22 protein-coding genes are annotated in these 19,864 nt (G+C 70.3%); 6 read left to right on the top strand and 16 right to left on the bottom strand.

All coding sequences use genetic code 11. The annotated features are described in order from the left end of the window. Nucleotides 1-39: 39 nt before the first annotated feature. The 6 genes from ACWC0C_RS44960 to ACWC0C_RS44985 form a co-directional block, all read right to left on the bottom strand. Entirely contained in the window at nucleotides 40-168 is a 129-nt protein-coding gene (locus tag ACWC0C_RS44960; protein ID WP_450870750.1) for a hypothetical protein, read from the bottom strand. Nucleotides 169-256: 88 nt separating this feature from the next. Continuing rightward, nucleotides 257-874: a GNAT family N-acetyltransferase gene (locus ACWC0C_RS44965; RefSeq protein ID WP_450870720.1), complete on the bottom strand. Its 618-nt coding sequence runs from the start codon at nucleotides 872-874 to the stop codon at nucleotides 257-259. Nucleotides 875-1,003: 129 nt separating this feature from the next. Continuing rightward, a complete protein-coding gene (locus ACWC0C_RS44970; protein ID WP_449196663.1) occupies nucleotides 1,004-1,834 on the bottom strand; it encodes a MetQ/NlpA family ABC transporter substrate-binding protein in 831 nt (276 codons plus the stop codon). Nucleotides 1,835-1,973: 139 nt separating this feature from the next. After that, nucleotides 1,974-2,696 carry a methionine ABC transporter permease gene (locus ACWC0C_RS44975; protein WP_449196822.1) on the bottom strand — a complete coding sequence of 241 codons (723 nt, stop codon included), beginning with the start codon at nucleotides 2,694-2,696 and terminating at the stop codon, nucleotides 1,974-1,976. Nucleotides 2,697-2,716: 20 nt separating this feature from the next. Next, a complete protein-coding gene (locus tag ACWC0C_RS44980; protein WP_449196662.1) occupies nucleotides 2,717-3,760 on the bottom strand; it encodes a methionine ABC transporter ATP-binding protein in 1,044 nt (347 codons plus the stop codon). A gap of 344 nt (nucleotides 3,761-4,104) precedes the next feature. Next, a complete protein-coding gene (locus ACWC0C_RS44985; RefSeq protein ID WP_450870723.1) occupies nucleotides 4,105-4,755 on the bottom strand; it encodes an HAD family hydrolase in 651 nt (216 codons plus the stop codon). 88 nt (nucleotides 4,756-4,843) lie between these two features. Here ACWC0C_RS44985 and ACWC0C_RS44990 point away from each other — a divergent pair, with 88 nt between their 5' ends. Both ACWC0C_RS44990 and ACWC0C_RS44995 read left to right on the top strand, forming a co-directional pair. After that, the gene (locus tag ACWC0C_RS44990) at nucleotides 4,844-5,203 is read left to right on the top strand and encodes a hypothetical protein (protein WP_449196660.1); all 360 of its coding nucleotides are present in this window, start codon (nucleotides 4,844-4,846) and stop codon (nucleotides 5,201-5,203) included. Further along, nucleotides 5,184-5,624, top strand: coding sequence for a hypothetical protein (locus tag ACWC0C_RS44995; RefSeq protein ID WP_449196659.1), 441 nt, complete (start codon nucleotides 5,184-5,186; stop codon nucleotides 5,622-5,624). Before ACWC0C_RS44990 ends, ACWC0C_RS44995 begins: the two co-directional genes overlap by 20 nt. On the opposite strand, the gene ACWC0C_RS45000 is transcribed toward ACWC0C_RS44995, so the two are convergent. The 3 genes from ACWC0C_RS45000 to ACWC0C_RS45010 all read right to left on the bottom strand — a co-directional run bounded on the left by ACWC0C_RS45000 (nucleotide 5,614) and on the right by ACWC0C_RS45010 (nucleotide 7,932). Beyond that, nucleotides 5,614-6,111, bottom strand: a complete 498-nt coding sequence (locus tag ACWC0C_RS45000) for a GNAT family N-acetyltransferase (protein WP_449196821.1) — start codon at nucleotides 6,109-6,111, stop codon at nucleotides 5,614-5,616. The two genes, ACWC0C_RS44995 and ACWC0C_RS45000, sit on opposite strands and share 11 nt — an antisense overlap. A 45-nt stretch (nucleotides 6,112-6,156) precedes the next feature. Then, entirely contained in the window at nucleotides 6,157-6,663 is a 507-nt protein-coding gene (locus ACWC0C_RS45005) for an RNA polymerase sigma factor (protein ID WP_450870724.1), read from the bottom strand. Nucleotides 6,664-6,756: 93 nt separating this feature from the next. Continuing rightward, the gene (locus tag ACWC0C_RS45010) at nucleotides 6,757-7,932 is read right to left on the bottom strand and encodes a glycerophosphodiester phosphodiesterase (RefSeq protein WP_449196657.1); all 1,176 of its coding nucleotides are present in this window, start codon (nucleotides 7,930-7,932) and stop codon (nucleotides 6,757-6,759) included. 368 nt (nucleotides 7,933-8,300) lie between these two features. Here ACWC0C_RS45010 and ACWC0C_RS45015 point away from each other — a divergent pair, with 368 nt between their 5' ends. Next, nucleotides 8,301-8,972: a lysophospholipid acyltransferase family protein gene (locus tag ACWC0C_RS45015; protein WP_449196820.1), complete on the top strand. Its 672-nt coding sequence runs from the start codon at nucleotides 8,301-8,303 to the stop codon at nucleotides 8,970-8,972. 84 nt (nucleotides 8,973-9,056) lie between these two features. Here ACWC0C_RS45015 and ACWC0C_RS45020 read toward each other — a convergent pair whose 3' ends face one another. From ACWC0C_RS45020 to ACWC0C_RS45040, 5 genes are all read right to left on the bottom strand, one after another. Next, complete coding sequence (locus ACWC0C_RS45020) at nucleotides 9,057-10,580, bottom strand: MFS transporter (RefSeq protein ID WP_450870727.1); 1,524 nt, start codon at nucleotides 10,578-10,580, stop codon at nucleotides 9,057-9,059. Beyond that, nucleotides 10,577-11,128, bottom strand: a complete 552-nt coding sequence (locus tag ACWC0C_RS45025) for a TetR/AcrR family transcriptional regulator (protein WP_449196655.1) — start codon at nucleotides 11,126-11,128, stop codon at nucleotides 10,577-10,579. Before ACWC0C_RS45025 ends, ACWC0C_RS45020 begins: the two co-directional genes overlap by 4 nt. 83 nt (nucleotides 11,129-11,211) lie before the next feature. Next, nucleotides 11,212-12,183 carry an aldo/keto reductase gene (locus tag ACWC0C_RS45030; protein ID WP_450870729.1) on the bottom strand — a complete coding sequence of 324 codons (972 nt, stop codon included), beginning with the start codon at nucleotides 12,181-12,183 and terminating at the stop codon, nucleotides 11,212-11,214. A gap of 150 nt (nucleotides 12,184-12,333) precedes the next feature. After that, a complete protein-coding gene (gene argH / locus ACWC0C_RS45035; RefSeq protein ID WP_450870731.1) occupies nucleotides 12,334-13,761 on the bottom strand; it encodes an argininosuccinate lyase in 1,428 nt (475 codons plus the stop codon). 49 nt (nucleotides 13,762-13,810) lie between these two features. Next, entirely contained in the window at nucleotides 13,811-15,007 is a 1,197-nt protein-coding gene (locus ACWC0C_RS45040) for an argininosuccinate synthase (RefSeq protein WP_450870732.1), read from the bottom strand. A 170-nt stretch (nucleotides 15,008-15,177) separates the two neighbouring features. Between ACWC0C_RS45040 and ACWC0C_RS45045 the strand changes: the two genes are divergently transcribed. The 3 genes from ACWC0C_RS45045 to ACWC0C_RS45055 all read left to right on the top strand — a co-directional run bounded on the left by ACWC0C_RS45045 (nucleotide 15,178) and on the right by ACWC0C_RS45055 (nucleotide 17,445). Next, nucleotides 15,178-16,017, top strand: coding sequence for a hypothetical protein (locus tag ACWC0C_RS45045; protein WP_450870734.1), 840 nt, complete (start codon nucleotides 15,178-15,180; stop codon nucleotides 16,015-16,017). 132 nt (nucleotides 16,018-16,149) lie between these two features. Then, nucleotides 16,150-16,737: a pyridoxamine 5'-phosphate oxidase family protein gene (locus ACWC0C_RS45050; RefSeq protein ID WP_450870736.1), complete on the top strand. Its 588-nt coding sequence runs from the start codon at nucleotides 16,150-16,152 to the stop codon at nucleotides 16,735-16,737. A gap of 3 nt (nucleotides 16,738-16,740) precedes the next feature. Further along, complete coding sequence (locus tag ACWC0C_RS45055) at nucleotides 16,741-17,445, top strand: L,D-transpeptidase family protein (protein ID WP_450870738.1); 705 nt, start codon at nucleotides 16,741-16,743, stop codon at nucleotides 17,443-17,445. A gap of 27 nt (nucleotides 17,446-17,472) precedes the next feature. Here the strand turns inward: ACWC0C_RS45055 and ACWC0C_RS45060 are convergent, their stop codons facing one another. Continuing rightward, nucleotides 17,473-18,933: a HAMP domain-containing sensor histidine kinase gene (locus ACWC0C_RS45060; protein ID WP_450870739.1), complete on the bottom strand. Its 1,461-nt coding sequence runs from the start codon at nucleotides 18,931-18,933 to the stop codon at nucleotides 17,473-17,475. Next, nucleotides 18,930-19,670: a response regulator transcription factor gene (locus tag ACWC0C_RS45065; RefSeq protein ID WP_449200315.1), complete on the bottom strand. Its 741-nt coding sequence runs from the start codon at nucleotides 19,668-19,670 to the stop codon at nucleotides 18,930-18,932. The genes ACWC0C_RS45060 and ACWC0C_RS45065 overlap by 4 nt, the downstream gene beginning before the upstream one ends. Between the last annotated feature and the right edge of the window lie 194 nt (nucleotides 19,671-19,864).

The raw sequence follows: 19,864 nt of genomic DNA on the forward strand, positions 1-19,864 counted from the left end.
CGCCGGACGGGGACGCCGCACGGCGATAGCCGGTCTCGATCAGCGTGCAGTCCGTACCGGAAGACCGGACGTTCCCGCGATAGTGGAGGCAGCGGCGCCGAGGGCGGCGCGTGCGGCGGCGGTCAGCGGCGAGCCGTCCCAGCCGATCACCGTGACCCGGTCGGCCATCGTCGTCTCTCTCCAGGTCTTCGCAGGTCGTCAGGGGTACGAGGCCCTTGGGTGGGCTCCGTGAGCGTACCCGGTGGGGCTCGGTGGCTCAGTTCCAGTCGGAGTAGGAGGCGAAACCGCTCGTGTCGGCCAGGTCCTCCGGCAGCAGGCTCCAGACGATGACGTCGGTGCGGACGTCCGTCCACGGCCCGTCCCCGGCCCTGCTGCGGGCTATCCAGGCGCCCCGCAGGACACCCTCGCTGATGCAGCCGATCTTCTGGGCGACCTGCTGGGAGGCGGTGTTGTCGGCGGCGGTGCGCAGCTCCAGGCGTTCGAACTTCTGGTCGTGGAACAGCCACTGTGCGGTGGCCAGGGCGGCCTCGGAGGCATAGCCCTCGCCGCGGGCCCAGGGGGCGATGACGTAGGCGATCTCCGTCGAGCGCACCCGCCAGTTGGTGTTCTGCAGATGGACGATGCCGACGAGACGCTGGGTGAGGAACTCGTCGACGGCGAAGACGATGCCGCGGCCCTCGGCGCGTTCGGCCGGGGCGAGTTCGGTGATCCAGGCGCGGGCGTCGGCCTCGGTGTAGGGCTGCGGGACGGAGGTCCAGGTGGTGACCAGTTCGTCGTTCATCATCTCGGCGAAGGCCTCGATGTCGGACTCCTCGAAGGGGCGCAGGACCAACCGCTCCGTGCTGATGGAGACGTTGGGAAAGGTGCCAGTCATGCGCCACTCCGTAACTTCGGAAAACCTTCAGAGCCTGCTGAACTGCCCAGCATGCAGCATGAACCCCCTGAACCGCACGACGGGGTCCACACCCGGTGAGGGTGTGGACCCCGTGCGTTGCGACCGGTGTCAGAAGGACGGAATGACCGAGCCCTGGTACTTGTCCTCGATGAACTTCTTCACCTCGGGCGAGACGAGGAGCTTGGCGAGCTTCTTGACCCGCGGGTCCTTCTCGTTGCCCTTCTTCACGGCGAGGAAGTTGGCGTACGGGTTGTTCTTCGCCGTCTCGAGGACGATCGCCTCCTTGGCGGGCTTCAGGCCCGCGGAGATGGCGTAGTTGCCGTTCACGACGGCGGCGTCCACGTCGTCCAGGGAGCGCGGGGTCTGGGCCGCCTCGACCTCCTTGAACTTGAGGTTCTTGGGGTTCTTGGCGATGTCCCGCGGGGTGGCCTCGTTGCCGGCGCCGGCCTTGAGGGTGATGAGCCCGTTGGCGGCGAGCAGCTTCAGCGCGCGGGCCTCGTTGACGGCGTCGTTCGGGACGGCGATGGTCGCACCGCTCTTGAGGGCGTCGGCCTTCTTGACCTTGTGGGAGTAGAGGCCGAGCGGCTCCAGGTGCACCGTGACGACGGGCACGATGTGGGTGCCGCGCTTGTTGTTGAAGTCGTCCAGGTACGGCTGGTTCTGGAAGTAGTTGGCGTCCACCGAGCCGTCCTCGGTCGCCGTGTTCGGCGTGATGTAGTCGGTGAACTCCTTGACCTCCAGGTCGAGGCCCGCCTTCTTCGCCAGGTTCTTCTTGACGAAGTTCAGGATCTCGGCGTGCGGGGTCGGGCTCGCGGCGACGACCAGCGGGCCGCTGTAGTCGTGGGAGCCGGAGGAGCTGCCGGAGCCGCAGGCGGTCAGCCCGAAGGTGAGGGCTCCGGCGGCGAGGACGGCGGTGGTGAACTTGGCGGTGTTACGCACGAAAAGTGCCTTTCCTTAAGGGTGGTGCGACCCCGAATCAGGGGCTGTCGGCGCGGAGCGCCGTCGTTGAGGGGTGGTGGTCGGGTGACGGGTGGGCGAACGGGGAGTCTTTGGGCGCGCTTCGAAAAGCGTGAGCGGCTTACGCGGCCTTGCTGACGTCGGCCGCCGCCGGCTCCTTCGCCTTGAGCAGGCGGAGCTTCGGCGCCGGGCCGGAGCGGCCGCCGCGGCTGTGCAGGGAACGGGCCGCGAAGTCGCCGGCGAACTGGATCAGGGAGATCACGACGGCGAGGATCGCCACGGTGATCCACATCAGCTCGGTCTCGAAGCGCTGGTAGCCGTAGCGGACGGCGAGGTCGCCGAGGCCGCCGCCGCCGACCGTGCCGGCCATGGCGGAGTAGCCGATCAGGGCGATGATCGTGGTGGTGGTGCTGGCGATCAGCGAGGGCAGGGCCTCGGGGACGAGGACCTTGCGGACGATCGTCCAGGTGTTGCCGCCCATGGACTGCACGGCCTCGACGAGGCCGTTGTCCACTTCGCGGACAGCCGTCTCGACCAGCCGGGCGAAGAACGGGATGCCGCCGATGGCGAGGGGCACGATCGCGGCGGTCGTACCGATCGTCGTCCCGGTGACCCAGCGCGTGAAGCTCATCAGGGCGACCATCAGGATGATGAACGGCATGGACCGGCCGATGTTCACGATCTGGCCGATCACCTTGCCGGCGAGGACGTTCTGCAGCAGGCCGCCCCGGTCGGTGAGCACGAGGAGGATGCCGAGCGGGAGGCCGACGGCGACGGCTATCAGGGTGGACCACAGCACCATCTGGAACGTCTCGGTACACGCCTGCGACAGCAGCGGCTGCATCTCGGACCAATCAGTCCAGGTCACTTGGCACCTTCCTTCACCAGCAGAGCCTCCTGGCCCACGACATCGATCTGCAGGCCCTGTTCGCGCAGGAACCCGATCGGCACCACGTTGTCCTCGTAGCGGCCGGGCAGTTCGATGCGCATGCGGCCGATCTGGAGGCCGCCGACGGTGTCGATGGCGGCGCCGAGGATCGAGATGTCGATGTTGTAGGTGCGCGAGAGCTGGGAGATGACCGGCTGGGTGGCGGCCTCGCCGTGGAAGGTGACGTCGATGACGGTCCGGTCGGCGCCCGTGCGCTCGCCGCTCACCGGGAACAGCGCGGCGGCCAGCTCGGAGCCCGGGGTGGCCAGCAGCTCGCTGACCGTGCCGGACTCCACGATCCGGCCCTTCTCCATGAGGGCGGCGGAATCGCAGATCGACTTCACGACGTCCATCTCGTGGGTAATGAGCAGGACGGTCAGGCCCAGCTGCCGGTTCAGGTCGCGCAGCAGCTGAAGGATGGAGCGGGTGGTCTCGGGGTCGAGGGCGCTGGTGGCCTCGTCGGAGAGCAGCACCTTGGGGTCGCCGGCGAGGGCGCGGGCGATGCCGACGCGCTGCTTCTGGCCGCCGGAGAGCTGGGCCGGGTAGGCCCTGGCCTTGTCGGCGAGACCGACCAGGTCCAGGAGTTCGAGCGCCTTGCGGGAGCGTTCCTTCCCGGACGTGCCGAGGATCTCCAGCGGCAGCTCGACATTGTCCTGCACGGTCCGCGAGGAGAGCAGGTTGAAGTGCTGGAAGACCATGCCGATGCGACTGCGCGCCCGGCGCAGCTCCTTGCCGGCGCGCGGTCCGCGCCCGGCGAGGGCGGTGAGGTCCTGTCCGGCGACGGTCACGGTCCCGGAGGTGGGGCGCTCCAGCAGGTTGACGCAGCGGATGAGGGACGACTTGCCGGCGCCGGACTGGCCGATGACGCCGTAGACCTCGCCTTCGCGGACATGGAGATCGACGCCGTCGAGGGCGGTGACCTCACGGCCGTGGGAGCGGTGAGCCCGGTAGATTTTCGTCAGGCCCGAGGTGGTGATCACAGGATTTCCGTCACTGTCGAGTGCGCGGGCGTGGGTGTGCCCGGGCACGGGTGCATGCGGTTCAGGCATGAAGAGTTGGGGTGCGTCTCGTACGGACTACGGCGCACGGACATGCCACGGCTCTCGCTTCGGGGCGCGAGGCTCAGCTGATGCGGGGGCCCTCTAGAAGGCGCACATTCGACACATCAGGCGACACATACAACGAGCACCGGGCGTCATGGTCGCCTCGGTCGCAAGGGTGCGGCAGCTCGTCGTGGTCATGCGATCAGTAAAGCAGACGTACGGTCCTGACCGGTCGCCGCCGTCCGGATAGTGGACAGCGGCGGACACCCCTGATCGGGCACTCAGCCGCTGACCGAGATCTCCACACCCTCGCCGGTGACCAGTGCCGACAAGGCCGACAGGTCCTTCACCACGAGGTCGGCTTCCAGTTCCTCCGCGCGGTGGGTTGTGGTCAACGCCACGGTGGTCATTCCGGCGGCGCGGCCGGCCTGGAGTCCGGCCGGGGCGTCCTCGAAGACGACGCAGTGGGCCGGGTCGACGCCGAGCTGCCGAGCGGCGAGCAGATAGGGCTCGGGGTCGGGCTTGCCGCGTGTGATGTCGTCGGCGGCGATCAGCGTCTTGGGCAGGATGCCGACGGCGTCCAGGCGGGCCTCGGCGAGCCGCCGGGTGGCGGAGGTGACGACGGCCCAGCGGTCGGCCGGCAGGGAGTCGAGGAGGTCCCGGGTGCCGGGCAGGAGCCGGACACCTCCGTCGGGTACGTCCTCCACCTCCAGTTCCTCGACGCGCGCGACCGCCTCCGCGACGAGGCGGGCGGGCAGCAGGTCGGCGACTATCTCGGTGGCGGGCCGCCCGTGCAGCTCCACCCGCCCGAACGCCTCGGCCGTGATGCCGTACTCCCGCGCCCAGCGCGTCCAGCAGCGCTCGACGGAGTCGAGGGAGGACACGAGGGTGCCGTCGTTGTCGAACAGGAGGGCGTGCGCGTGGATCGTCATGCCTAGACCCTACGGGGTGGTCTAGACCCCATGGCCCATGGGCGGGGTCGGCGGCCGGCGTCCGTTTCCGCCGTAATAAGGTCACCGCATGCTCAATGCCCTGACGCTGGTGACCGGCGTCGCCGCGCTGTTGCTCGCCGCCTGGTGCGGCTGGGCCGCCTATCGGGACCAGCCGACCAAGGACTGGCACTTCATCGGCATGGCCGTGGTGTCCCTGCTGGCCGTGGTCCAGCTGGTGGTCGGGATCGTGCGGCTGGCGCGGGGCGAGAAGCCGGAGCAGGGCACGACGATCTTCGTGGCGTATCTGCTGGGCGCGTTCGCGTGCGTGCCGGCGGCGGGGTTCATGTCCCTGGCGGAGCGGACCCGCTGGGGTTCGGTGACGGTGGCGGCCGGCGGTGTGGTGCTGGCCGTGCTGGAGGTGCGGCTCTATGACATCTGGGGAGGCTGAGGTGACGGCGGTGGAGGAGAAGCCGACCCGGTTGATCAGCGGGCCGGGCATGCTGCTCGTCTGGTTCTACGGTGTGATGGTGGTCGGCGCGGTGTCGCGTTCGGCGTTCCAGATCTCCACGGAGTTCGACCGGGCGCCCCTTGCCTACGCGCTGTCGGCGGTGGCCGGTGTCGTGTACGGGTTCATCACGTACACGCTCGTCCGGGGCGGCGAAACGGCCCGCAGGGCGGCACTGGTGTGCTGTGCCGCCGAGCTCGCGGGTGTGCTTCTCGTCGGTACCTGGACCCTGGTCGACCACTCGGCGTTCCCGGACGCGACGGTCTGGTCGTACTACGGGGCGGGCTACGTCTTCATCCCGGTGCTGCTGCCGATTTCCGCCATGTACTGGCTGCGGAAGGCACGGAACACCGTCAAGCCGTAGCCGCGTACGTCCCCGTCTGCTTCTCCAGGATGATCATCTCCACTCCGTCCGCGCCCTTGGAGCGGCCCACCGTCTCGTAGCCGGAGCGGCGGTACAGACGGAGGTTGCCCTCGCTGCGGTGGCCGGTGAAGAGGCGGAAGCGGGTGGCGCCGCGCTCTTCCGCCAGCGCCGCTTCCGCCGCGCGCAGCAGCCGCGCGCCGATGCCGTGGCCCTGGAGGCGGGGGTGGACGCAGAGCTTGCCGATGGCGGCGGCGCCGTCCTCGGCGAGCTTGCCGCGCACCGAGCCGACCACCTCGTCGCCGAGCCGGGCGACGAAGACGCAGTCGGAGGCGACCTCCTCGCGGACGGAGTCCAGGGTTTGAACGAGCGGGTCGATGCGGTAATTGCCGTACAGCGCCGCCTCGCTCTGGAAGCACAGGTACTGGAGCCTGAAGATCTGCTCCGCGTCCTGCTCGGTCGCCACCGAGATGGTCACGCTCATGCCCATGTGCGCACGCCTCCCGCTCACCTGATCACCTGTCGTCCCTCACTCCTATCCCCGCGCTTCGCGAGCCGCAACCTCCGGCGTCAGCAATCGGCGCAGACATCCCAGACATCTGGAGCGTTCGGGACCAAGACTGCCCTGTGAGATACCCAACTCCCCCGCGATCTCCCGGTATGTCAGGTCCGTCGGGGATAGCAGGGCCTCGATGAGCCGGGGGCAGCGGCCGGGCAGGCGACGCACCGCGTCACGCAGGGCGCGGTACCGGGCGGCCGCAAGGACGTGCTGCTCGGGGTCGGTGCGGGCGTCGGCGGCCGGCTCGGCGCCGTAGGGACGTTCCCGGCGGGTGGTACGACGGGAGCGGCGGGCCTCGGCGCGGACGGCCTTGCGCAGCCAGCCGTGCGGGTCCGGCGGCGGCCCGTCGGTCTCCAGCCGCTCCAGCAGACGGAGCCAGACGGCCTGCTCCAGGTCGCCCGGCTCGCCTCCGGCGGCATATGCCTCGGCGGAGGCCTCGGCGGTGAGCAGCGGGCGCAGGGCGGCTACCAAGTCGTGCGTCATATGCGGAACGACGCGCCGCCCCGGACACAGGTTGCCGGGGCGGCGCGGAGTCACCCCGAACGGGGTGCGCGGGAGGCCGGTGGGTTGACGCGGTCAGCCCTTCAGGAAGTCGGCGCGGGCCAGCAGGCCGGTGTCGGCGTTGTCGGTGAAGACGCCGTCGATGCCGGTCGCGAAGTACGTCTTGAAGGCGCCGAAGGGGTCGCCGTAGCCGTCGGCCGCGCTGCCCTTGCGGTACTCGGCCGGGAGGAACGGGTTCTCGTTGCGCATGGTGTAGGGGTGCAGGATCAGGCCCACCTTGTGCGCGTCGCCGACCAGGGTGGTCGGCGTGGTGAGGTTGCCGTTCGCGTCCTTCGGGATGATCAGGTCGAGCGTCGGGCCGATGCCCTGCGCGTAGCCGGCGATCTCCCGCAGGCCCTTGGGGGTGATCAGGTCGGCGACCGTGCGCGGGTCGCCCGCCGCGACGAAGTCGTACGGGCGGCTGTCCGCCGAGGACAGCAGCACGACGAGCGGGTTGTCGACCAGCTGGTTCAGCTTCTGGATGCTGCTGGGCTCGAAGGACTGCAGGATGACGGGCGAGTTCCGGCCGTCCTTGCCGTACTTGCGCAGCAGCTTCGCGACCCGCTCCTCCAGGCCCAGGCCGAGCCCCCGGAAGTAGGTGGGGTGCTTGGTCTCGGGGTAGATCCAGACCTGCTTGCCGCGCTTGCGGGTCTGCTCGTCCTGCCACTTCAGGACCTCTTCGAAGGTGGGTATCTCCCAGCGCCCGTTGTAGAGGGTGTTGTGCGGCCGGTTGGCCGGGATGCGTTCGACGGCGCGCAGTGTCTTCAGCTCGGCGAGCGTGAAGTCCTCGGTGAACCAGCCGGTGGTGGCGACCCCGTCCAGCGTCTTGGTGGTCTTGCGGTCGGCGAACTCCGGGTGCGAGGCGACGTCCGTGGTGCCGCCGATCTCCGGCTCGTGCCGGCAGACGAGATGGCCGTCCTTGGTGGGCACCAGGTCACCGGCCTCGACCACGTCGGCACCCAGGTCGAGCGCCAGGTTGTACGAGCCGAAGGTGTGCTCGGGGCGGTAGCCGCTGGCACCCCGGTGACCGATGATCGTCGGCACCGGCAGGCCCTTCAGCCCCCGGCCGGTCTGCCCGGCCGTCCGGTTCTGGGCGGCCTCGGCCGCGCCCGGCAGCCCGAGGACCGCTCCGCTCGCGCCGAACACCGCCGCGCCGAGGATCGCCCGCCGTCCGGTGCCCTGTGTCTTCTGGTTCGCCTGGTCGCCGGCCATCAGCGCCCTCCTGCCGTCCGCTCTTGTGTGCGGGCCCGATCGTAGGGGCGTGGACATGACCGAAGGGAGTCCCTCGCCGGAACGCGCGGGTGACGCCGTGTGTCGTGTGGGAGGCAAGTGGTGCCGGCCGGTCGGCATCGGCGGTCGTGGCCCGGCAGCCGGGTGGGTGAGGGCCGTTGGCGATATCCGTCACATCGTCGCACGGCTGTTACGGCGCGTCCCCGGGGCGCCACCGCAGGTAAACCCGCGTCAACACTTCGTAAGACCTGGGTGAACCGGGCGCACCCGATGTGCGCCCGCACCGGGGCCGCGAGTAATGTCCTCACCTGCACAGACTCATAACGTTCCCTTTGACATCGGAGGACCCGTTGTCCCGCTTCGCGCTCATCAAGGCAGTGCTCGGACCGATCATGCGCCTGATGTTCCGCCCACAGGTGGAGGGCGTGGAGCACATCCCTGGGGACGGGCCGGTCATCCTGGCCGGCAACCACCTGACCTTCATCGACTCGATGATCCTTCCCCTGGTCTGCGACCGTCAGGTCTTCTTCATCGGCAAGGACGAGTACGTCACCGGGAAGAGCCTCAAGGGCCGGCTCATGGCCTGGTTCTTCACCGGCGTCGGCATGATCCCGGTGGATCGCGACGGCGGTCGCGGCGGGGTCGCCGCGCTGATGACCGGGCGGCGCGTGCTGGAGGAGGGCAAGATCTTCGGCATCTACCCCGAGGGCACGCGGTCTCCCGACGGACGGCTGTACCGGGGGCGTACCGGTATCGCGCGGCTGACGCTGATGACGGGTGCGCCCGTCGTTCCCTTCGCGATGATCGGCACGGACAAGTTGCAGCCGGGCGGAGCCGGGATTCCGCGGCCGGGCAAGGTGACGGTTCGCTTTGGTGAGGCGATGGAGTTCTCGCGGTACGACGGGATGGACCGGGACCGGTATGTGCTGCGGGCTGTCACCGACTCCGTGATGGCCGAGGTCATGCGGTTGTCCGGGCAGGAGTACGTGGACATGTATGCGACGAAGGCGAAGGCGGCCTAGCGCCGTCGGCAGTTCGGCCGGTTGTTCGGGTGCAGGTGCGTGGGGGCCGGTCGCGTAGTTCCCCACGCCCCTTGGCTGCTCACCTCATCCGGCGCTTTCCAGGTTCTGGCCCTTCAGCAAGAACCACGCCGCCGCCGCCGTTGCCAGCAGGACCGCCGCTCCTGCGCCTGAGGCCAGGTGCAGGCCGTGGACGAAGGATTCGCGGGCCGCTTGCAGCATCTGGTGGGCCGCGTGCGGGGGCATGTGGGTGGATGCCTCCACCGCCGCGCCCAGTGACTCATGGGCCTGGGCCGGGGTGCCGGTCGGGGCGCTGAAGGTGCGGTAGGTGCCCGTCACGATCGAGCCCAGCAGGGCGATGCCGAGGGCCGCGCCCAGTTCGTACGCCGTCTCGGAGACCGCCGAGGCGGCGCCCGCCTGTTCCTTGGGGACGCTGGAGAGGATCACGTCGGCGGTGACCGTGAAGGAGAAGCCCGCGCCGATGCCCACGACCAGGAGCGCGGCGCCGAGGACCGGGTAGCCGGTGGACCGGCCGAGCGTCGTCAGCGCGGCCAGGGCCAGGCCGACCGCCGCGAGGCCGCCCGAGACCACGGCGCGGACCGAGAAGCGGCGGGCCGTGCGGCCCGCGATCAGGCCGGCCGCCACCGCGCCGACCGCGGCGGGCAGTTCGGCGAGGCCGGCCTCGAACGGGCGCCTGCCCTGGACGAGTTGCAGGTACTGGGAGAGGAAGAACACCAGGCCGGACATGCCGAGCACGGTCAGCAGGTCGGCGAGGACCGCCCCGCTGAAGCCGCGGCGCCGAAACAGCCGCATGTCGAGCAGCGGGGTCGGCATGGTGAGCTGCCGGTGGACGAAGCCGTAGAGCGCGGCCGCGCCCAGCAGGCCCGCGCCGAGCGTGGGCCCGGTCACCCCGCGGGTCGCCGCCTCCTTGACGGCGTACACGACGGCGATCATGCCGACCAGCGACAGGACGACGCTGATCAGGTCCCAGGGGCCGGGGTTCGGGTTGCGGGACTCGGGCAGGGTGCGGATGCCGACCAGGACCAGGACCGCCATCACGGGCAGGTTGATGAGGAAGACCGAGCCCCACCAGAAGTGTTCGAGCAGGAAACCGCCCGCGATGGGGCCCACCGCCGTACCGGCGGAGGCCGTGGCGCCCCAGATGCCGACGGCGAGGCTGCGCTCGCGCGGGTCGTGGAAGAGGTTGCGGATCAGGGCGAGGGTGGCGGGCATCAGGGTCGCGCCCGCGACACCGAGCAACCCCCGTGCCAGGATCATCAGTTCAGGTGTCGTGGCGTAGGCGTTGAGCACGGATATCGCGCCGAACGCCGTGGCACCGCCGAGCAGGATGCGCTTGCGGCCGATGCGGTCACCGAGGCTGCCCATGGAGACCAGCAGACCGGCGATGACGAAGGAGTAGACGTCGCCGATCCACAGCAGCTGGGTGCCGGAGGGGTTGAGGTCTTCGCTGATGTAAGGGGTCGCCAGGCCGAGGACGGTGGCGTCGACGGCCACCAGCAGCACGGCCAGGACGAGGACGGAGAGCGCGAGCCAGCGGCCCGGGCGCGTCACCGCCTGCGTCGTCGCGGCCGACTGCAGGGTGCTGGTCATGATTCCTCTCTTCGTAGCGCGCCGCCGAGCAGCAGCTCGGCGACCATCGTCGGAAAGTCCCGGGAGGCCACGCGGCCGTCCAGGGAGGCCCAGGCGCACGAGGCGATCAGTCCGTACAGCGCCTCGGTGAGCCAGACGGGCGTGAGGTCGATACGGAACTCGCCGGACTGCTGGCCGCGCTGGAACACCGCTCCGATCCGGGTGTCCAGGCTCAGCCAGCCGTCGTTCTGCCGGTCGCCCTCCCACAGCTGGCTCTCGCCGTAGAGGAAGGCGAGCAGCCCGGCGGCGGGCTGGATCTCGCGCACCAGCCGTCGTACCGCCTCGCTCGCGGAGCCTTCGTCCAGCCGTGCGCGGTCCACGGCCGCCTCGCACTCCGCGATACCGAGCGCCTCCAGCGCCCGGACGAGCGCGTCGCGCCCGGCGAAGTGGCGGTGCAGCGTCGCCCGGCTGATCCCGGCGGCCTTGGCGACCTCGTCCATGGTCGCGGTGGATTTACGGGTCAGCAGGGCGGCTGCGCTGCGCAGCACATGGTCACGGTCCAGAGCCATGAGACGACTATAGACCATGTGAGACATTATTGTCTCAGAATAGGCATGGGTGACTCATGGCGGCTGGTCGGCCGGGGTGTGGATCAGTGCCAGGGCAGCTGTCCGCGCCGGTCCCAGTAGGCGCGCGGGTCCTCGGTGAGCGTGGCGAGGCGGGTCAGCTGGTCCGCGTCGAGGTCCACAGCGGGTGCGTGGAGATTGGAGACGAGCTGGGTGACCGTCGCGGCGCCGGAGAGGACCACACCGGCCCAGGGCTGGCGCAGGATCCAGGCGAGGGCCACGGCATCGCAGCCGAGACCGGTCTCCTCGGCGACGGCCTTCAGTGCCTCCGGGGCGTGCGGCGCGGCCAGCCGGCCGTTGGCCATGCCCTCCTTGACGATCACGGTGAGCCCGGCGTCGTGTGCCTCGGCGAGCGCGGCCGCGGCCGATTTCTCCAGCACGTTGTACGTCGACTGGACGGTACGGAAGAGGGGCTCGCCGTCGGCGGTGATCTCCAGGGCGCGGCGGACGGTGTCGGCCTGGGCGGGGCCGCTGGTGGAGAAGCCGATGGTCAGGCCTTGGGCGGCGGCCTCGGCGAGGCGGGCGTGCAGGTCCTTGTCGGTGAGGGCGGGGCTGTCCGGCGTCACCGAGTGGATCTGGTAGAGGTCGAGCCGGTCACCGAGCACGGCGTCGGTCTCGGCGCGCTGGCGCTCGTACGCGGCGAGGCTGTGGTCCTTGACCTCGTGCGTCTCGGCGTCCGCCGACCAGCCGGCGGTGTAGGTGTAACCCCATTTGCTGCCGATGACCACGTCGTCGATGTCGGGGCGGGTGTTCAGCCAGTCGGCCAGGAACTCCTCCGAACGGCCGTAGGAGCGGGCCACGTCGAAGTAGCGCACGCCCTGGGCGTAGGACGCGTCGAGGAGTTCGTGGGTACGGCTGCGGAGGGCATCGACGCTGCGGTTCTCGCCGAGGTCGTCCTCTCGGCCGAGGTTGATGTAGCCGGGGCGGCCGACGGCGGCGAGACCGAGGCCGATGTGGCAGGTCGGGGTGGTGGCGGTGGCGAGGCGGGCGAAGGGCATCGCGGGTTCCGTTCGGTCGGCTCCGGTGGGACCGTGACCAACCTAACGCGCGCCCCGAAGGGGCGCGGGGAGCGGCGCGACGAGCCACAACGCTCCGGCAGGGGCGGGACGGTGCCCAGGGCACCGGTCCCCGCCCCTCGAGAGACCGGGTCAGCTCTTCGCGGTCGCCCATGCGTGCTGGGCCGCCACATCCGCCTTGACCTCCGCCAGCTGGACGGCGACGGCACTGGGCGCCGTACCGCCGCGACCGTTGCGGGACGCCAGGGCGCCGGGCACGTTGAGAACGCCGCGCACCTCCGGAGTGAGGTGCGCCGAGATCTTCGCGAACTGCTCGTCCGTCAGCTCGTCCAGCTCCTTGCCCTCGGCCTCGGCGACCTTCACGCACTCGCCGGCGACCTCGTGCGCCACACGGAACGGCACGCCCTGCTTGACCAGCCACTCGGCGATGTCGGTGGCGAGCGAGAAGCCGGCCGGGGCCAGTTCCTCCATGCGCTCCCGGTGGACCGTGAGGGTGGCGATCATGCCGGTGAAGGCGGGGAGCAGGATCTCCAGCTGGTCGCAGGAGTCGAAGACCGGCTCCTTGTCCTCCTGGAGGTCGCGGTTGTAGGCGAGGGGCAGGGCCTTGAGGGTGGCCATGAGGCCCGTCAGGTTGCCGATCAGTCGGCCGGACTTGCCGCGCGCCAGCTCGGCGATGTCCGGGTTCTTCTTCTGCGGCATGATCGACGAGCCCGTGGAGAACGCGTCGTGCAGGGTCACGAAGGAGAACTCCTTCGTGTTCCAGATGATGATCTCCTCGGCGATCCGGGAGAGGTTCACACCGATCATCGCGGTGATGAAGGCGAACTCGGCGACGAAGTCACGGGAGGCCGTGCCGTCGATGGAGTTGCCGACGCTGCCGTGCTCGAAGCCGAGGTCCTGTGCGACCGCCTCCGGGTCCAGGCCCAGGGAGGAGCCGGCGAGGGCCCCCGAGCCGTACGGCGAGACGGCCGTGCGCTCGTCCCACTGGCGCAGGCGCTCGGCGTCCCGGGACAGGGACTGGACGTGGGCCAGGACGTGATGGGCGAAGAGCACCGGCTGGGCGTGCTGGAGATGGGTGCGGCCGGGCATCGCGACGTCCGGGTGGGCCTCGGCCAGGCCGATCAGGGCGTCCTGGAGGTCGGCGATCAGGCCGCCGATCGTACGGGCGTGATCCCTGAGGTACATCCGGAAGAGGGTCGCGACCTGGTCGTTGCGGGAGCGGCCGGCGCGCAGTTTGCCGCCCAGGTCGGGGCCGAGGCGCTCCAGCAGGCCGCGCTCCAGGGCGGTGTGGACGTCCTCGTCGGCGATCGTGCCCGTGAAGGCGCCGGAGGCGACATCGGCCTCCAGCTGGTCGAGTCCGGCGATCATGCGGGTCAGCTCGTCCTCGGTGAGCAGGCCCGCCTTGTGCAGGACGCGCGCGTGGGCACGCGAACCGGCGATGTCGTACGGCGCGAGCCGCCAGTCGAAGTGGACGGACGCGGACAGCTTCGCCAGGGCCTCGGCCGGACCGTCGGCGAAACGGGCGCCCCAGAGCCGTACGTCACCGCTGTTGCTGCTCACTTGCACTGCTCCTAGGGAAGTGGGTCGGTTACGCGAGGTGTGCGTCAGGCTATGCCTGCGGATCGCGCCGGGCGGCGATCTTCGACGACAGGCTGTAGATGTCGATGAAGCCCTTGGCCGCGGCCTGGTCGAAGGTGTCGCCGGTGTCGTAGGTGGCGAGGTTGAAGTCGTACAGGGACGACTCCGAGCGGCGGCCGGTGACGACCGCGCGGCCGCCGTGCAGGGTCATCCGGATGTCACCGGTCACATGCTGGTTGGCCTCGTTGACGAAGCCGTCCAGGGCCCGCTTGAGCGGGGAGAACCACTGGCCGTCGTAGACCAGTTCGCCCCAGCGCTGCTCGACCTGCCGCTTGTAGCGGGCGAGTTCGCGCTCGACGGTGACGTTCTCCAGCTCCTGGTGGGCGGTGATCAGGGCGATCGCGCCGGGAGCCTCGTAGACCTCGCGGGACTTGATGCCGACGAGGCGGTCCTCGACCATGTCGATCCGGCCGATGCCCTGGGCGCCGGCGCGCTCGTTGAGCTGCTGGATCGCCTGGAGGACGGTGACGGGCTTGCCGTCGACGGCGACCGGGACGCCCGCCTCGAAGGTGATGATCACCTCGTCGGCCTCGCGGGGCTCCGCCGGGTTGGCGGTGTACTCGTAGATGTCCTCGATCGGGGCGTTCCAGATGTCCTCCAGGAAGCCCGTCTCGACCGCGCGCCCGAAGACGTTCTGGTCGATGGAGTACGGGGACTTCTTGGTGGTGGCGATCGGGAGCTGCTTGGCCTCGCAGAAGGCGATGGCCTTGTCCCGGGTCATCGCGTAGTCGCGGACCGGGGCGATGCACTTCAGGTCGGGGGCGAGGGCGACGATGCCGGCCTCGAAGCGGACCTGGTCGTTGCCCTTGCCGGTGCAGCCGTGGGCGACGGTCGTGGCGCCGTGCTTCTTGGCGGCGGCGACCAGGTGCTTGACGATCGTCGGCCGGGACAGGGCCGAGACCAGCGGGTAGCGGTCCATGTAGAGGGCGTTGGCCTTGATCGCCGGGAGGCAGTACTCGTCGGCGAACTCGTCCTTGGCGTCGGCCACTTCGGCCTCGACGGCACCGCAGGCGAGGGCGCGCTTGCGGATGACGTCCAGGTCCTCGCCGCCCTGGCCGACGTCCACCGCGACGGCGATGACCTCGGCGCCCGTCTCCTCGGCGATCCAGCCGATGGCGACGGAGGTGTCCAGACCGCCCGAATAGGCGAGTACGACGCGCTCGGTCACGGGTTTCTCCTCACACTGCACTTGCTGGCATGCATGAGTATGCAGAGTTCTGCATGATTCGTCAATCGTGGAAGTCTTTGAACGGGGGAAATCGCTTTCCCGTACTCCTCGGCGAACGCAGGCGCCGCGTTGATCACACACGACACTTCCCGACCGAGTGAGGCATCCGTATGTCCAGGGCTCTTCCGAAGTACGACAAGCGACGCGTGGCGCTCATCGGCGGTGCGACCGCGGTGGTGCTCTCCGGTGCAGTGATCGCCGGATCGGCGCTGGCCGGGACACCGGCGAAAACCGACAGCGCCGCGAATGCCCGCACCCTGGCGAGCCCCGGCACGATCACCTGCCCGGACGTCGCCCCCAGACTGCCGGCCGTCCCCGCCTCCGCCAAGGCCGAAGTGGACCGCAACCTCACCCTGCTCCAGACCCAGATCCAGGAAGCCGACAAACGTTTGCAGAACACCGTCGGCCAAGGCGGACCCAACTTCGTCAACAACGCCATCCTCGGCCCCCTCAAGGACAAGCGCGCCTCCACCATCGACCGCATCGCCATCGCCATCGGCCGCACCACCACCAAGCCCACCGGGCTCGATTCCCTGGCCGCCTGCACCCTCAACGCGGGCGGCACGAACACCGGCGGCCGGACCGCCCCGGGCACCACGGCCACCCAGCAGCCGGGCACCGGCGGCAAGAACGCCTCAGGCGGCAACACCACGGAGGCCGGCACGATCACCTGCCCGGACGTCGCCTCCAAGCTGCCGGCCGTCCCCGCCTCCGCCAAGGCCGAAGTGGACCGCAACCTCACCCTGCTCCAGACCCAGATCCAGGAAGCCGACAAACGTTTGCAGAACACCGTCGGCCAAGGCGGACCCAACTTCGTCAACAACGCCATCCTCGGCCCCCTCAAGGACAAGCGCGCCTCCACCATCGACCGCATCGCCATCGCCATCGGCCGCACCACCACCAAGCCCACCGGGCTCGATTCCCTGGCCGCCTGCACGCTCACGAAGTGAGGTAGCAGGCCGGCGTGGCCGCCCCGACCGGCGTCGGCCGGGGCGGCCGCGGTGGCCGCGGCGGGGTCGCACGGCGGCCTCCTGCGCGAATTCCTTAGACAAGCGAAGGAGTTTCGTCAATAATCCTTAGACATGGGAAAGACCTATGAGCGCATCAACGGCAGGCTCCGGACCTTCATCGAGGAGCAGCCCCTCTTCTTCACCGCGACCGCCCCGCTGTCCGGCGACGGCACGGTCAACCTCTCCCCCAAGGGGCTCAAGGGCTCCTTCGTCATCCTCGACGAACTGACCGTGGCCTACCTCGACTTCGCCGGGTCCAACGCGGAGACCATCGCCCACCTGAGGGAGAACGGGCGCATCACCCTGATGTGGTGCGCCTTCCAGGGCCCGCCGAACATCGTGCGTGTGCACGGCCGGGGCGAGCCGGTCTTCCGGGACGACCCGCGCTTCAAGGAGCTGATGGCCCACTTCCCGGACATCGACCCGAGCCTGCACGGTCTGCGCGCGGTCATCGTCGTACACGCGGAACTGGTCCGGGACAGCTGCGGGTACGCCGTCCCCTACATGGCGTACGAGAACGACCGCGACCTGCACGGAAAGCGTTTCGCCCGGGAGGACGACGCCTCGCTGAGCGCGTACTTCGAGAAGAAGGACCACATCGCGACCAGCCTGGACGGACTACCCGGGCTGCCGTTGCCGCTGCCGCCCTCTACCGTCTGAGCCATGCGCCCCGGTGTCGTGCTCACCCTCGTGTCCGCGTCCTCGCTCGCCCTGCTCGGCCTCTCGCCGGATCCCGGGCCCGCGCCGCTGCCCGCGCGGATGGCGGACACCGGCGGCGGCGGCCAGCTGATCACCGCTCAGGCGCCGGACACCGGCTCCACCTCGGGGACGCTCACCTGGTGGGACCTGCGGGACGGACAGTGGGTGCGGGCCGGTTCCGCGCCGGCCCGGTTCGGGGCGAACGGGCTCGTCGAGGGCGGCTCACGCACACAGGGCACGAACACGACGCCGACCGGGTTGTACGACCTTCCGTACGGCTTCGGGATCAAGGCGGCGCCGAGCGGGACGAGCGTCACGTACCGGGCGGTGAAGGACGGTTCGTGGTGGTGCCAGGACAATGACTCGCGGTCGTACAACCGGTGGGTCGAGCCGTTGCCGGACGACTGCCGGGCGTCCGAGTCCGAGCACCTCATCACCTACCCGGCGCAGTACGCGTACGGGCTCGTCATCGGGTTCAACTACGACCAGCCCGTGCGGGGGCGCGGCGCCGGCATTTTCCTGCACGTCAACGGGCCTGCGGCTACGGCTGGTTGTGTGTCGGTGCCGGAGGATGCGATGGTGCGGATCCTCCGGTGGGCCAAGCCCGAGCTGCGGCCGCATGTCGCCATGGGGACGGTCGGCGGAACCACGGACATCACCCGGTACTGAACCGACCGTGCGCGGTTCCTCGCGCCCCTAAGTGGGCAAGCGCACCCTGAATGTCGTAGAACCCGGTGCGCTCTCCAGTCCCACGCTCCCCCCATGCGCCTCCGCCACCGCCGCCACGATCGACAGGCCCAGCCCGGCTCCGCCGCCAGGAGCATCCACGCGTCGCCGGTGTTCGGCCCGGGTGAAGCGTTCGAAGACCGTCGGCCGGACCTCTTCGGGGACGCCGGGGCCGTCGTCGTGGACGCGGAGGTGGGCCGTGTCGGCGTCGGCTTCCAGGGTCACGGTGACCTTGGTGCCGACGGGGGTGTGCACGCGCGCGTTGGCCAACAGGTTGGCCAGCACCTGTTGGAGGCGGTGGGCGTCACCCTGGACCGTCACCGGGTCCTCGGGCAGGTCCAGGGTCCAGCGGTGGTCGGGGCCGGTGGCGCGGGCGTCGGTGACCGCGTCCAGGACCAGGTGGGTCAGGTCGACGGGGTGGCGCTCCAGGGGGCGGCCCGCGTCCAGGCGGGCGAGCAGGAGCAGGTCGTCGACCATCTCGCCCATCCGGGCGGACTCGGCCGAGATGCGGTGCAGGGCACGCGTCACCTCCGCCGGCACCGGGCCGGGGTGGAGGAGGGCCAGTTCGGCGTGGCCGCGGACCGAGGCGACCGGGGTGCGCAGCTCGTGGCTGGCGTCGGCGGCGAAGCGGCGCAGCCGCTCCTCGCTCGCGTGGCGTTTGGTCAGCGCGTCCTCGACGTGGCCCAGCATGCGGTTGAAGGCGGCCGCCACCCGGCCGACCTCGCTGCCCGGGTCGGGGTCCGGAGCGCGCGGCGGCAGCGCCACCTCGCCGCTGGCCAGCGGCAGCTCGCTGACCCTCGTGGCGGTGGCGGCGACCCGGCTGAGGGGGCGCAGGGACCAGCGGATCCACAGCGCCCCGGCTACGCCGGCCACGGCCAGGGCCAGGCCGAAGACGACCACCGCGACCAGTTCGAGGCGTTTCACGGCGGCCTGTACCGGCTCCGTCGGCAGCCCTGTGATCAGCACGTCGCCGTCCCTGCCACGCCACGCCATCAGCCGGTAGTCCCGCAGCTTCGACAGGCACACGGTGTGGCCCGCGCCGTCCACCGGAAGCCTGGCCAGGGCCGCGCGGTCGGCGGCGGTCAGGGTGACGCCGAAGTCCTGCCTGTCGTCGGCGGGCACGACCGCCACGCTGGTGACCTGGCCGTTCAGCAGACGGGCGCCGAAGGTCTCGGTGGCCTGGCGGCGGGTGTCGCCGTGCTCGTCGCCGTCGTGGTCCGACGGCTTGTAGGAGCCGTGCTCCAGGCTCTGCGGGAACGCCGGGCCGGCCTGCTGGAGCTGCTGGTCGAGCCGGCGGGTGAGAAAGCCGTTCAGCTCGACGACGGCCGCCACGCCCACCGCGGCACAGCTGATCGCGAGCAGCACGACCAGACCGGCGATGAGCCGGGCGCGCACGGTGCGGGGGCGGGGCAGCCGCCGTGGGAATGTCATCTGCTCACCGGTTTCAGGACGTAGCCGGCTCCGCGCACCGTGTGGATCATGGGCTCCCGGCCCGCGTCGATCTTCTTGCGCAGGTAGGAGATGTACAGCTCGACCACATGGGCCCGGCCGCCGAAGTCGTAGGACCAGACCCGGTCGAGGATCTGCGCCTTGCTGAGCACGCGGCGCGGGTTGCGCATGAGGAAGCGGAGGAGTTCGAACTCCGTGGGCGAGAGTTCGACCAGTTCGCCGGCCCGGGTGACCTCGCGGGCTTCCTCGTCCATGACCAGGTCGCCGACGACCAGTCGCGGGCCCTCGGTCGGCTGGCGGGCCATGCCCGCACGGCGCAGCAGGCCGCGCAGCCGGGCGACGACCTCCTCCAGGCTGAAGGGCTTGGTGACGTAGTCGTCGCCCCCCGCGGTGATCCCGGCGATACGGTCCTCGACCGCGTCCCGGGCCGTGAGGAAGAGCACGCAGACGTCCGGCTTCACCTCGCGCAGCCGGCGCAGCACGGCGAAGCCGTCGGTGTCCGGGAGCATCACGTCCAGGACCACGGCGTCGGGCAGCAGCTCGCGGGCGCCGGTGACGGCCGAGGCGCCGTCGCCGGCCGCGCGCACCTCCCAGCCCTCGTAGCGCAGGGCGCCGGTGAGCACCTCCGCGAGGTCGGGGTCGTCGTCGACGACGAGGACGCGCAGCGGGGTGCCGTCGGGTCGGGTGAGGGCCGGGCGGCCGGAACGGGTGGTGTTCATCGCGCTTACCAGCATCACCCGGACGCAGGGGTGGGGCGTACCGCCTCGGCTCTGAGTTTTCTCTGAGTGCGTTGCCCCGTCCGCTGAACGCCAGCTGAGGATCACCTCTGAATCCGCTCTCAAAGGGCCTGGTCAGGGGGTTGTTCAGAGGTGTCTCAGAGCTTCGGCCCGCACAGTGGCCCGGCACGACGGAC

It is taken from the genome of Streptomyces sp. NPDC001709, assembly GCF_053596375.1.

What these genes read in the sequence shown, in the direction of transcription:
- ACWC0C_RS44960 (WP_450870750.1), bottom strand. Translation starts at nt 168, where the DNA reads ATGGCCGACCGGGTCACGGTGATCGGCTGGGACGGCTCGCCGCTGACC.
- ACWC0C_RS44965 (WP_450870720.1), bottom strand. Translation starts at nt 874, where the DNA reads ATGACTGGCACCTTTCCCAACGTCTCCATCAGCACGGAGCGGTTGGTC.
- ACWC0C_RS44975 (WP_449196822.1), bottom strand. Translation starts at nt 2,696, where the DNA reads ATGCAGCCGCTGCTGTCGCAGGCGTGTACCGAGACGTTCCAGATGGTG.
- ACWC0C_RS44985 (WP_450870723.1), bottom strand. Translation starts at nt 4,755, where the DNA reads ATGACGATCCACGCGCACGCCCTCCTGTTCGACAACGACGGCACCCTC.
- ACWC0C_RS44990 (WP_449196660.1), top strand. Translation starts at nt 4,844, where the DNA reads ATGCTCAATGCCCTGACGCTGGTGACCGGCGTCGCCGCGCTGTTGCTC.
- ACWC0C_RS44995 (WP_449196659.1), top strand. Translation starts at nt 5,184, where the DNA reads ATGACATCTGGGGAGGCTGAGGTGACGGCGGTGGAGGAGAAGCCGACC.
- ACWC0C_RS45000 (WP_449196821.1), bottom strand. Translation starts at nt 6,111, where the DNA reads ATGGGCATGAGCGTGACCATCTCGGTGGCGACCGAGCAGGACGCGGAG.
- ACWC0C_RS45005 (WP_450870724.1), bottom strand. Translation starts at nt 6,663, where the DNA reads ATGACGCACGACTTGGTAGCCGCCCTGCGCCCGCTGCTCACCGCCGAG.
- ACWC0C_RS45010 (WP_449196657.1), bottom strand. Translation starts at nt 7,932, where the DNA reads ATGGCCGGCGACCAGGCGAACCAGAAGACACAGGGCACCGGACGGCGG.
- ACWC0C_RS45020 (WP_450870727.1), bottom strand. Translation starts at nt 10,580, where the DNA reads ATGACCAGCACCCTGCAGTCGGCCGCGACGACGCAGGCGGTGACGCGC.
- ACWC0C_RS45025 (WP_449196655.1), bottom strand. Translation starts at nt 11,128, where the DNA reads ATGGCTCTGGACCGTGACCATGTGCTGCGCAGCGCAGCCGCCCTGCTG.
- ACWC0C_RS45030 (WP_450870729.1), bottom strand. Translation starts at nt 12,183, where the DNA reads ATGCCCTTCGCCCGCCTCGCCACCGCCACCACCCCGACCTGCCACATC.
- ACWC0C_RS45045 (WP_450870734.1), top strand. Translation starts at nt 15,178, where the DNA reads ATGTCCAGGGCTCTTCCGAAGTACGACAAGCGACGCGTGGCGCTCATC.
- ACWC0C_RS45050 (WP_450870736.1), top strand. Translation starts at nt 16,150, where the DNA reads ATGGGAAAGACCTATGAGCGCATCAACGGCAGGCTCCGGACCTTCATC.
- ACWC0C_RS45055 (WP_450870738.1), top strand. Translation starts at nt 16,741, where the DNA reads ATGCGCCCCGGTGTCGTGCTCACCCTCGTGTCCGCGTCCTCGCTCGCC.
- ACWC0C_RS45060 (WP_450870739.1), bottom strand. Translation starts at nt 18,933, where the DNA reads ATGACATTCCCACGGCGGCTGCCCCGCCCCCGCACCGTGCGCGCCCGG.
- ACWC0C_RS45065 (WP_449200315.1), bottom strand. Translation starts at nt 19,670, where the DNA reads ATGAACACCACCCGTTCCGGCCGCCCGGCCCTCACCCGACCCGACGGC.